Below are 11,562 nucleotides of genomic sequence, written 5' to 3'. Positions count from 1 at the left end.
GACGAAATTCGTTCTCTCTTTCTTTATGGTAACCGCCCCTTTTTCAATATACGTAACCGCCCAATAACAAGGTATCTATCCACCCACTCCCTCCTCCAGTATACTGTTAGAAAAACAAAACTGGAGGATTTATTATGTCACACCCCATCATTCCATTGACTGTTCCCCAATCTCGCCGCTTTGAGAAGCGAGGCAGAAACGATATTATGATGAAAATTCGTCTCGGAAAAGTGGAGCTCACAGTCTTTCACACTATCAATCAAGAAACACTAGAAACAATCTTAGATAAGGTACTGTTCTATGACCATCCAACTCAGTGATTTAGGTCAAGTTTACTTGGTCTGTGGAAAAACAGATATGCGTCAGGGAATTGATTCCCTGGCCTATCTTATCAAAAGTCAGTTCAACCTGGATCCCTTCTCCGGTCAGGTCTATCTCTTCTGCGGAGGTCGAAAAGACCGGTTCAAAGCTCTTTATTGGGATGGACAGGGATTTTGGTTATTGTATAAACGTTTTGAAAATGGGAAATTGACCTGGCCAAACAATGAAGAAGAGGTCAAGGCTCTAACTTCCGAGCAAGTCGACTGGCTCATGAAAGGATTTTCTATCATTCCAAAAATAAATGTTTCAAAAAGTCGTGATTTCTATTGAAATCATGGCTTTTCTTTGTGTATAATGAGATAAAAAGAAGGAGATTGGTTATGTCATCACTAGAAAAAATTATTGAAACACAGTCAAAAACGATAGAGATGATGGCTAATGAACTCACTCTCCTTCGAGAACAGGTTGACTATCTGAGACAGAAACTCTACGGAAAATCATCAGAGAAGGTCGTATATCAACCAGGTCAGCTGAGCTTGTTTGGGGAGGAAAGTCTCCCTGAAGAAGAAGCTGACTTACCCAGTTGAAACGGAGACCATCACCTATAAACGCAAGAAAGCTAAGGGAGTTCGTCAGGCTATTTTCAGCCAGTTCACTCCAGAGATTGTGCATCACGAATTGCAGGGCGAAGACTGCACTTGTCCAGACTGTCATGGTCAGCTGAAAGAGATTGGCTCAACTGTTCAACGACAAGAGTTGGTCTTCATTCCTGCACAATTAAAGCGGATTGACCATGTTCAACACGCATACAAGTGTCAGGCATGTAGTCAGAAGAATCTAAGCGATAAGATTATCAAGGCTCCTGTTCCTAAGGCACCTTTGGCACACAGCTTGGGTTCAGCCTCTATCATCGCTCACACCATTCACCAGAAATTCAATCTGAAGGTACCCAATTACCGTCAGGAAGAGGACTGGCATAAACTTGGCCTGCCCATCAGTCGGAAGGAAATAGCCAACTGGCACATCAAGTCTAGTCAGTATTATTTCGAGCCGATTTATAACCTGTTGCACGAGAAATTGTTGGAGCAGCCTATTCTTCATGCGGATGAGACTTCCTACAAGGTCTTAGAAAATGATAGCCAGTTGACCTACTACTGGACTTTCTTGTCTGGGAAACATGAGAAAAATGGAATTACCCTCTATCATCATGACAAACGACGGAGCGGCTTAGTTGTGGAGGAGTTTCTTGGGGACTATGCGGGCTACGTTCATTGTGACATGTGGAGTGCTTATCGTCAATTAGACAAGGCTCAGCTCGTTGGCTGTTGGGCTCATGTTAGACGAAAATTTTTTGAGGCGACTCCTAAGAAGACAGATAATACTTCTTTAGGAGCCAAGGGATTAGCCTATTGCGACCGCCTGTTTGCCTTGGAGAGTGACTGGGCTGACCTGTCTACTGAGGAACGGCTACATAAACGGCAGACAGAGTTAACTCCCTTGATGGACGAGTTCTTTTATTGGTGCCGTGAACAGGCTGTCTTGCCAGCTTCCAAATTGGGTACTGCAATAGAGTATAGCCTCAAATACGAAACCACCTTCCGAGCCGTTCTCTCGGACGGTGACCTAGTCCTGTCCAACAATATGGCTGAGAGGGCTATGAAGACCTTGGTGATGGGCAGAAAAAATTGGCTTTTTTCTCAGAGCTTTGAGGGAGCCAAGTCGACAGCTGTCATTTTGAGTCTTTTAGAAACAGCTAAGCGACACGGACTTGATGCAGAAAAATATATGACCTATCTTCTAGAACACTTACCTAATGAGGAGTCGCTCGCAAAAAAGGAGGTTTTAGAAGCCTATTTGCCATGGGATAAAAATATTAAGAGAGCTTGTAAATAGAAAAAGGTTCCAGAGTCGACAGGACTTTGGAGCCTTTTCAATATACCTTGTTATTGGGCGCTTACATTCAAATGACTGATATGTAAAGCCCTTTGTCAAGTAAAAACAATCGAACTGATAAAAAAATGAAAAGTATCTAGAAAGAGCCTAGTTCTTAGCTTCGGGCATTGGCCACTCTGATATTCGTGGATTGGTTACCTACAGGTCAATGGTTCTGCCGCGAGTCCTACTCTCTATAAGCGTGGATCACAATTGTGCCACTTAGTCGTTTCGTAGATGACTCAAACCTTGAAGTCCTAAACTCCTTCAAGATACTTTCCATTCAAACATGATTTCAATCCTTATTTCTGTCCAAATTCACCCAGTGATTTTGGATAGAAATAGGGATTCCTCATCGCTCTGCGATGATAAAACTTAATGGTCAAAAGTGTACATGAAAACAAGCGCTAGCTTCAAGCTATTCTTCCTGTCATCATCCCCCAAATAAAACCAGACAATTCTCGTGCAATAGCTGTTTTAGCAACATTTTGTTTCTTATTTTTTCCTAGAACAAGTGTGCGATAACGTCTTCTTAAGCGTTCATTAGCCTTATCCGCATAAGCAATCACCTCCACTCGGTTTCCACTTTGTCTCCTTTTCAATTCTTTGGATTTATACCCAATCGTCCCCTTAGCCAATGATTGTGCAGCTTCTATCAGAAGTCGTCTCACATGGCTATTCCCAGCTTTGGTGATAGCACCTCTTCTCTCCTTGTCGCCGCTAGAATTTTCGCTAGGAGTTAGCCCAAGATAAGAAGCAAAATGTTGAGCTGTCGCAAAGCGATTAAAATCACCGATTTCTGTCACAATGGAAAGAGCAGTTAGTGTTTTAATGCCAATAAAGCAAGAAAGCCGTGAGACCTTCTCTTGGTAACTGTCGCTTTGACCCAGTTGCTCAATTCGTGCATCATACCGTTCTATTTGATCTACTAATTTCTCATAGGTCAATAGATATTCTGTCAAAATCTCTGCATAAAGTCCATCAGGATTTAGGGAACGGAGCCAGCGGACATGTTTCTGTGTCCAATTACTGCTTCCCTCGGTATAGCGAAAATCATGTCGGAGACAGAAGGCAAGAATTTGTTGTTTGATTTTCTTCAGAGCCACTTTGTGGTCTGTTCTCATGCGGATATATTCTTTGACTTGTTCATCCTCAACAGTAGGAATATGAACAGGCCGATAGCTACGAAAGGCCAGAGCTTTTGCGAGCTGAGCTGCATCTTTTTTATCAGTCTTAACACGCTTAGATCCTTCCTTCATCACCGTTGTAGGCGCCATCACGATACAGGGAATCCCGTGAGCTTGTAGCTGGTGATATAGGGTAAATCCAAGACATCCGGCTTCGTAGCCACATAACACTTCTGCATCTTGACCATATAAACGACGAAGCTCATTCACATAGTTCACAATATAGCTAACATTTGGACCAACTTTAGTGCTATGTTTGAATTGATTCGCCATCATATCATAATAGCAGAGTGAAAAACTTTCTTTGTGAACATCCATTCCGATGAAAAGTGTGGTAAAATGAAACATATAAGACCTCCAATTGAGTGTGGTAATTCCTGTTAGAAGTTGATTGTTTTTTTATTCTAGTGTACAGGTAAATCCACGAATTCTCAACTGGGGGTCTTTACATATTGTCTATATATTGACAGACTTGTGAAAATACCATATACTGATATTAAAAATAAGGATATAGGAGTTTTTTTATGAAAAAAGCTAATCGTAAAGAATTTTACTCCCATTTATCAGCCCTTTATCAGTTATCACCAGAAGTTATTTCGCCCGTTTTGCGTGAGAAACTTGTTGAATTTGCCCAGAAACTTGACCATTCAGACAATCTCTATATGTTGGCGAGTCAGCTTTCTGCATATGTGAATAGGGAATTACTTGAGCAGGCTGGAAAAGCACCAAAGGAGTTGCTTGATTTAGCTTCTTATATCCAGGAACTGCAGGTTAGCCATAGTCGGTATATGGCCCGATTAGATAATTTATAGGAGTTTCGTATGAAAAAAGCCAATCGTGAAGAATTTTATTCCCATTTATCAGCCCTTTATCAGTTGTCACCAGAAACTATTTCACCCGTTTTGCGTGAGAAACTTGTTGAATTCGCCCAGAAACTCGACCATTCAGACAATCTCTACTTGTTGGCCGATCAGTTATCGGTATTTGTCAATGCTGAATTGACCGGCTTGACCTGGAGAGCGCCAAAGGAGTTGGTAGAATTGGGGCGCTATATCCAGGAATTACAAGTGACCTATCGACGTTATGTACTAGGAATAGATGATTTGGAGGAAAAATAATGACAGAATACACGAAACCACTGGTTTGGAAGTGGGAAGATGAAAATGACAACCGATCTGGCAACCGTCCAACAGCAGGCAGTCGCTTTGAACATAAATTACCAAAAGGTGACAAGCCCCTCCAAGTTTATTCCTTGGGAACACCTAACGGTATTAAAGTTGCTATTATGCTAGAAGAGTTGAAGGAACTCGGGATTTCCGAAGCTGAATATGACCTCTTTCTCATCAATATCGGTCAAGGAGACCAATTTGGCTCCGATTTTGTTACCATCAACCCCAACTCCAAAATACCAGCTATGGTAGATTATTCCGAGCAAGAACCGATTTCGGTCTTTGAATCAGCCAATATTCTCCTCTACTTGGCAGAAAAGTTTGACGCCTTCCTACCAAAAGCTTGGGCAGAGCGGACAGAGGTTCTTAACTGGCTCTTCTGGCAAACTGGCGCCGCTCCATTTGTTGGTGGAGGATTTGGACATTTCTTCCATTACGCTCCGACAGCGCAAGAATATCCGATTAATCGCTATACAATGGAAACTAAGCGTCAGCTGGATCTCTTGGATCAGCTATTGGCGACTAGAGAATATGTAGCAGGTAACACTTATACCATCGCAGATATTGCTATTTGGTCTTGGTATGGTCGCTTGGTGCAAGGAGAACTATATCCAGGTTCAGCAGAATTTTTAGATGTTGATTCTTACAAGCATCTAAAGACCTGGGTAGAGAAAATAGCTCAGCGCCCAGCTGTACAACGAGGGTTGACAGTGAAATATCATTCAATTGATAATTGATTGACTTGCCCACCTTATGGGTGGGTTTTTCTTTTACTTTGGTATGATAAAAGTTTATAATGAAAGGGTTAGACTTTGTGAAAATCCAAAAATAGAAATTAATACTCAATGAAAATCAAAATCAGACTAGGCGACGCAGAGGCAGATAGAACTGAAGTTCATCAAATCAAGTCAACAACGTCTGATTTTGATTTTCGAAGAGTATGAGTTTTTCCTGTCTTATATTTACATAGAAAGTAATAGAAAAATGTCCGAAAAAGTTGAAATGCAGCAGTCCAAAGAACAGGCGACAATGGCCAGAGGCTTGGCTTGGTTGACTGCTGGAAATATTCTTAGTCGCCTGCTTGGTGTTGCCTATGTTATTCCCTGGTATATTTGGTTAGGGGAATATCGAGCTGAAGCCAATGCCCTCTTTAGTATGGGGTATCAAATCTATGCCAACTTCTTATTGATTTCAACAGCTGGTCTTCCGACAGCAATTGCCAAACAAGTAGCTAAATACAATGTCTTGGGTAAAGAAGAGGTATCGCTTTACTTGGTCAGAGAATTCTTCAAGCTCATGTTGGTCTTTGGAGCTGTCTTTGCAGGGGTCATGTATCTAAGTGCTCCGTGGTTGGCAGACGCATCGGGGTCGAAGGAAAAGTTACTTCCAGTCATGTATAGTCTAGTCCCGCCTCTCTTTATCTTCCCAGCCATGAGTATTTTGCGTGGTTTTTTCCAAGGTCGGCACGATATGAAGCCCTATGCTATCAGCCAGCTTGCAGAGCAGCTGGTACGGGTTATCTGGATACTGGCAGCAACATTTATGATTATGAAGTTGGGTAGCGGTGACTATCTTGAAGCAGTTGTCCAATCTACCTTTGCAGCTTTTGTCGGGATGATTGCTAGTGTTGGGATTTTAGTTTATACTTTATGGAAACAAGGTTACCTTGGTAAGTTACTTCATGCTAAGAAACAAAAGATTTCTTTGGATACAGGTCAACTTATTAAGGAGACTGTTCGAGATGCGATTCCAATTATCATTTTAGGTCTAACGATTCAATTATTGCAGTTTATTGACCAAGTCACGTTTATTCGTGTTATGGAAAGAATTACGGATTACAGCAATTCGGAACTTTTGGAACTTTATTCATATATGGCTGCCAATCCAAGTAAGATTACGATGATGATTATCGGGATTTCACTGAGTTTGGGAAGTGTTGCTATTCCATTGATTACAGAGAAATTTGTCAAGAAAGATTTGAAGGCGGCGTCTCATTTAGTGGCGGATAATCTACAATTACTCTTTATATTCACTATACCGGCAATTGTTGGAACAGTCCTGTTAGCTGGGCCACTTTATACGATTTTTTACGGACCGTCAGAGTCTATCGCCATTACTCTATTTATTTGGAACTTATTTTTAATTTTACCTCTGGGCCTATATTCTGTCATTAGTGTGGTCATTCAAGCGATATTTGAAAATAGAAGAGCCATTTATTATTTCTTGATTGGGATGCTCGTGAAAATCGTTTTACAAGTACCAATGATCTACATTTTTAAGGTATATGGTAGCTTTATCTCAACGATATTTGGGTTGGGAATTATGCTGTACCTCTTCTATAGACGAATTGACAAGGTTCTGCATATTGATGAAAGACTAGTGATAAAAGATATTGCAACCATTAGTTGGATTTCTATCGTAATGGGACTCATTGTATGGGGGATTGAATTTGTCCTGAATCTTATCCTTCCAGCAAATGGCTATGTATCTAGCTTTATCCACTTGGTTGTTGCAGGTGGAGCAGGTATACTTGTCTTTGTCATCTTGACATTGAAAACTCGTCAGCTAGATCGTTTAATTGGAAGTCGGGCTCAGAGTTTACGGAGGAAATTGCGCCTAGGCTAGTTTGTTTTAAAAATCTCTATTTTCCACTATTGAAAAGCTGGGAAAAAGAGGCGTTTTAGAATATGAGAAGGAAAGTTCGTTGAGGATTTTCCTTTTTTCTTGGAGATTTCAGTATAAAAAAAACGGTTTTTGTGGTAGAATAGTAGGGATAAAAAAGAGGAGAGAGATGATGAAACCTAAATACGAACGTATTCTAATCAAACTATCTGGTGAGGCCTTGGCTGGTGAACGTGGTGTCGGTATTGACCTTAAAACTGTTCAGGAAATGGCAAAGGAAATTCAGGAAGTCGCAGAATCAGGTATTCAGATTGCCCTTGTTATTGGTGGTGGTAACCTTTGGCGTGGAGAACCTGCTGCTGAAGCGGGTATGGATCGAGTTCAAGCAGACTATACAGGCATGTTGGGGACTGTTATGAATGCTCTTGTAATGGCTGATTCCCTTAAACAGCTTGGTGTGGATACACGTGTGCAGACAGCGATTGCGATGCAGTCAGTTGCAGAGCCTTATATTCGTGGTCGTGCTCTTCGTCATCTTGAAAAAGGTCGCATTGTTATTTTTGGAGCTGGTATTGGTTCTCCGTACTTCTCAACAGATACGACAGCGGCTCTTCGTGCTGCAGAAATTGAAGCGGATGCGATTTTGATGGCTAAAAATGGTGTGGATGGCGTCTACAATGCTGATCCGAAGAAAGATGCTAATGCAGTTAAATTCAATGAATTGACCCACCGTGAAGTGATTAGTCGTGGTTTGAAAATCATGGATGCGACAGCATCAACTCTCTCAATGGACAATGATATTGATTTGGTCGTGTTCAATATGAATGAACCAGGAAATATTAAACGAGTTGTCTTCGGTGAGCCAATCGGTACTACCGTTTCAAATTCTTCAGAAGAAAAATAAATCATATTGTCATTTAGTTTTTCTTTTATTACTTCGTTAATTCGCCTTGCCTAACTTCGGTTATGCCTGTGGCTCGTTGCCTAGTGCTAAAAGTAAACTAAAAGACTGTAAAAAAATACAAAGAAGGAAGTCTTATGTCTAAAGAAATTATTGCTAAAGCGCAAGAGCGCATGAACCAATCTCATCAGAGTTTGGCACGTGAATTCAGCCACATTCGTGCTGGCCGTGCCAATGCTAGTTTGTTGGACCGTATTTCAGTTGAGTACTACGGTTCTCCAACGCCATTGAACCAGTTGGCTGGTATTACAGTGCCAGAAGCGCGTGTTCTATTGATTACTCCGTTTGATAAGTCAATCTTGAAGGATATTGAGCGTGCTTTGAACTCTTCAGATCTTGGTTTGACACCGCAATCTGACGGTACTGTTATCCGTTTGGTTATTCCTGCCCTTACAGAGGAAACTCGTAAGAACTTGGCGAAGGATGTGAAAAAAGTCGGTGAAAATTCAAAAGTTGCCATCCGTAATATCCGTCGTGATGCCATGGATGAAGCTAAAAAAGCTGAAAAAGCAAAAGAAATCACAGAAGACGAGTTGAAGACGCTTGAAAAAGATATTCAAAAAGTAACAGATGATGCTATCAAGACAATTGATAAAATGACTGCCGACAAAGAAAAAGAATTGTTGGAAGTTTAATCAATAAGTTTTTAGGCTACAAAAACAGATCATCACTGGGCTGTCTAACTTCCAGTGGTGAACCAATAAGAAATCTAATGGGGGGAGTTAGACAAGACTTCCCCCACTTTTTAATCAGAAAGAAGAAAATCATGAATGATTTATTAGCACGGTATATCGTTGGTTTAGTGACTGACGAAAACGATCAGTTTTACTTTGTCCAAAAAGAGGGTAGAACCTTTGCTCTTTCTAAGGATGAAGGAGAACATAGTCTAGGTCAATCTGTTAAGGGATTTGCCTATACGGATATGAAACAAAAACTCCGTTTGACAACTAAGGAAGTTGGAGCGAGTCGTACCGGCTTTGGTTGGGGAACTGTCACAGAGGTACGTAAGGATTTGGGTGTCTTTGTGGATACAGGTCTGCCAGACAAGCAAGTGGTTGTTTCCTTGGACATTTTGCCTGAAATCAAGGAACTCTGGCCGAAGAAAGGGGATCAGTTGTACGTCAAATTAGACGTCGATAAGAAGGATCGCATTTGGGCTCTGCCAGCTTTTCAGGAAGATTTTCAGAAAATGGCTGGACCTGCTTATGACAATATGCAAAACCAAAATCTGCGAGCGATTGTCTATCGTTTGAAAATGAATGGTACTTTTGTTTATTTGCCAGACAACAACATGCTTGGTTTTATCCATCCGAGCGAACGCTTCGCGGAACCACGTTTGGGTCAGGTTTTGGAGGCGCGTGTCATCGGCTACCGTGCAGTTGATCGGACCTTGAACTTGTCTCTCAAGCCACGTTCATTTGAGATGCTGGAAAATGATGCCCAGATGATATTGACTTATCTGGAAAGCAATGGAGGTTTCATGACCTTGAACGATAAGTCTGCTCCGGAAGACATCAAGGCCACCTTTGGTATTTCCAAAGGGCAATTCAAAAAAGCTCTTGGTGGTTTGATGAAGGCTGGAAAAATTAAACAGGATTCTTTTGGAACAGAGTTGGTTTAGGGGGCGTTTATGCTAGTATATATTGCTGGTAGTGGGGCAATGGGGTGTCGTTTTGGTTATCAATTGTCTAAGACAAATCATGAAGTGATTTTGCTGGATAATTGGGAAGAGCATATCGAGGTAATTCGAGAAAACGGCTTGAAAGTGACTGGAGATGTAGAGGAAACTGTACATTTACCCATCATGAAACCGGCCGAAGCAATGAGAGAAGCAGATTTTATCATTCTATTGACAAAGGCTGATCAGTTGCCAAAGATGTTGCGGGATATTAAACCGATTATCGGTCCAACTACCAAGGTTTTGAGTCTCTTGAATGGTTTGGGGCATGCGACGACCATGCGTCGGTACGTGCCAGATGAAAGTATTATGGTTGGGGTGACCATGTGGTTGGCGGGACTAAAGGGTCCTGGACATGCTCACTTAGAAGGTCCGGGTTCTATCTCCGTTCAGCATATTCTTGGTGATGAGCAATCAGTTGCGGATATTATTGAAATGCTGAATGAAGCTGGACTAAATGTGACCTATGACAATCATGTTGTCAGTGCCATTTGGCAGAAAGCCTGTGTCAATGGTGTGATGAATCCAACTTGTACCATTTTAGACTGTACAATTGGTGAATTATTTGGTACGGAGGCTGGACTGAATCTAGTACAGGGGATTTTCAAGGAATTTATCGCCGTTGCCAAGTCTGAGGCAGATGGAATTGACGAAGAAGCTATTTGGAAATATGTTATTGATGCCTCGAAGAAGGCTTCCAATCACTATCCATCTATGCACCAGGATTTGGTCCAACATGGTCGAAAGACAGAAATTGATTATCTGAATGGAGCAGTTGTATTCAAAGGCAAACGTGCAGGTATTCCAACACCATACTGTCAGATGATAACAGATATGATTCATGCCAAGGAAAGTATGCTGGGGTTGAGATAGGAGAAAGTCATGCTGATTGAAGTGGAAACGATTGAAGAATATATGGCTGCCTTGCCTGAAAATCGGAAGGAAGCGGTTGAACGGCTCCATCAAGTGATTGTGGAACAGTTACCAGCTGGTTTTGAAGTAGGAATCTTGGGAGGTATGATTAACTATTATGTGCCGCTTGCTGCCTACCCTGATGGTTATCATTGCACACCGGGAGAGCCCCTGCCTTTCCTTGCCTTGGCATCACAAAAGGCACACATCGCCCTCTACCACATGGGAATTTATATGGACCAAGAATTAAATGATTGGTTCGTTGCTGCTTATCAAGCACAGGTGCCTAGCAAACTGGATATGGGCAAGTCCTGTGTTCGTATGAAAAATCCCAAGAATATTCCTTATGAATTGATTGGGGAATTGGTTAGTAAGATGTCTATGGAGCGCTATATAGAGCTCTACGAAAAAAATCATAGAAAGTAGATGTAGTGAGAAGAAGTTTTTATTCTTGGTTGATGACCCAACGCAACCCGAAAAGTAATGAACCAGTAGCTATCTTGGCAGATTATGCCTTTGATGAGTCTGATTTTCCTAAGCAATCAGATAATTTTGATGAAGTCAGTCGTTTTTTGGAGGAATCGGCCAGCTTTGCCTTTTCCATGTCTGATTTTGATGCGATTTGGGAAGATTATTTGGGACATTGATGACAAAAGAAGATAAAGCAAATACATATTTGTATTTTGCTTTTTTTATTTGTATGAATATCACCGATAAATGATGGAAGAATTGTTCGTTTTTTGATATAATAACAGGAGAAGGTAGCATTTGATGCAAGAG

The 11,562-nt window shown here is 41.3% G+C and carries 15 protein-coding genes; 14 read left to right on the top strand and 1 reads right to left on the bottom strand.

The annotated features are described in order from the left end of the window. Positions 1-134: 134 nt before the first annotated feature. The 4 genes from K6969_RS08550 to K6969_RS08535 are packed head-to-tail and all read left to right on the top strand — an operon-like array spanning position 135 to position 2,214. Complete coding sequence (locus K6969_RS08550; protein ID WP_029188188.1) at positions 135-320, top strand: hypothetical protein; 186 nt, start codon at positions 135-137, stop codon at positions 318-320. Further along, positions 301-651 carry an IS66 family insertion sequence element accessory protein TnpB gene (gene tnpB / locus K6969_RS08545; protein WP_029188189.1) on the top strand — a complete coding sequence of 117 codons (351 nt, stop codon included), beginning with the start codon at positions 301-303 and terminating at the stop codon, positions 649-651. Before K6969_RS08550 ends, tnpB begins: the two co-directional genes overlap by 20 nt. 50 nt (positions 652-701) lie before the next feature. Beyond that, positions 702-908: a transposase gene (locus tag K6969_RS08540; protein WP_029178852.1), complete on the top strand. Its 207-nt coding sequence runs from the start codon at positions 702-704 to the stop codon at positions 906-908. After that, positions 862-2,214, top strand: coding sequence for an IS66-like element short variant transposase (locus tag K6969_RS08535; RefSeq protein WP_321537393.1), 1,353 nt, complete (start codon positions 862-864; stop codon positions 2,212-2,214). The genes K6969_RS08540 and K6969_RS08535 overlap by 47 nt, the downstream gene beginning before the upstream one ends. A 452-nt stretch (positions 2,215-2,666) precedes the next feature. Here the strand turns inward: K6969_RS08535 and K6969_RS08530 are convergent, their stop codons facing one another. Beyond that, positions 2,667-3,788 carry an IS110 family transposase gene (locus K6969_RS08530; protein ID WP_015445098.1) on the bottom strand — a complete coding sequence of 374 codons (1,122 nt, stop codon included), beginning with the start codon at positions 3,786-3,788 and terminating at the stop codon, positions 2,667-2,669. Positions 3,789-3,964: 176 nt separating this feature from the next. On the opposite strand from K6969_RS08530, the gene K6969_RS08525 reads away from it, so the two are divergent. The 10 genes from K6969_RS08525 to K6969_RS08480 all read left to right on the top strand — a co-directional run bounded on the left by K6969_RS08525 (position 3,965) and on the right by K6969_RS08480 (position 11,429). Beyond that, a complete protein-coding gene (locus K6969_RS08525; protein ID WP_024376999.1) occupies positions 3,965-4,252 on the top strand; it encodes a bacteriocin immunity protein in 288 nt (95 codons plus the stop codon). A gap of 9 nt (positions 4,253-4,261) precedes the next feature. Next, positions 4,262-4,558 (top strand): hypothetical protein, encoded by a 297-nt coding sequence (locus K6969_RS08520; RefSeq protein WP_024377000.1) that lies wholly within the window; start codon positions 4,262-4,264, stop codon positions 4,556-4,558. Then, positions 4,558-5,346, top strand: coding sequence for a glutathione-dependent disulfide-bond oxidoreductase (gene yghU / locus K6969_RS08515; RefSeq protein ID WP_044690118.1), 789 nt, complete (start codon positions 4,558-4,560; stop codon positions 5,344-5,346). The genes K6969_RS08520 and yghU overlap by 1 nt, the downstream gene beginning before the upstream one ends. A 247-nt stretch (positions 5,347-5,593) precedes the next feature. Then, positions 5,594-7,234 (top strand): polysaccharide biosynthesis protein, encoded by a 1,641-nt coding sequence (locus K6969_RS08510; protein WP_044777542.1) that lies wholly within the window; start codon positions 5,594-5,596, stop codon positions 7,232-7,234. 166 nt (positions 7,235-7,400) lie between these two features. Further along, on the top strand, positions 7,401-8,135 hold the full coding sequence (gene pyrH / locus K6969_RS08505) for a UMP kinase (protein WP_015445263.1): 735 nt from the start codon (positions 7,401-7,403) through the stop codon (positions 8,133-8,135). 134 nt (positions 8,136-8,269) lie between these two features. Further along, the gene (gene frr, locus K6969_RS08500; protein WP_024378191.1) at positions 8,270-8,827 is read left to right on the top strand and encodes a ribosome recycling factor; all 558 of its coding nucleotides are present in this window, start codon (positions 8,270-8,272) and stop codon (positions 8,825-8,827) included. 131 nt (positions 8,828-8,958) lie between these two features. Continuing rightward, positions 8,959-9,813, top strand: coding sequence for an RNA-binding virulence regulatory protein CvfB (gene cvfB, locus K6969_RS08495; RefSeq protein WP_321537392.1), 855 nt, complete (start codon positions 8,959-8,961; stop codon positions 9,811-9,813). 9 nt (positions 9,814-9,822) lie between these two features. Beyond that, complete coding sequence (locus K6969_RS08490; RefSeq protein WP_014735640.1) at positions 9,823-10,743, top strand: 2-dehydropantoate 2-reductase; 921 nt, start codon at positions 9,823-9,825, stop codon at positions 10,741-10,743. 9 nt (positions 10,744-10,752) lie between these two features. Then, positions 10,753-11,208 (top strand): DUF1801 domain-containing protein, encoded by a 456-nt coding sequence (locus K6969_RS08485; protein ID WP_029173446.1) that lies wholly within the window; start codon positions 10,753-10,755, stop codon positions 11,206-11,208. Between the two features lie 5 nt (positions 11,209-11,213). After that, entirely contained in the window at positions 11,214-11,429 is a 216-nt protein-coding gene (locus K6969_RS08480) for a YozE family protein (protein WP_009910192.1), read from the top strand. Positions 11,430-11,562: the final 133 nt, after the last annotated feature.

This window comes from Streptococcus suis, from assembly GCF_019856455.1.
Classification (GTDB): domain Bacteria; phylum Bacillota; class Bacilli; order Lactobacillales; family Streptococcaceae; genus Streptococcus; species Streptococcus suis_AE.
Note: the sequence above shows the minus strand (reverse complement) of the source record. Positions and strands in the feature narration are given on the sequence as shown.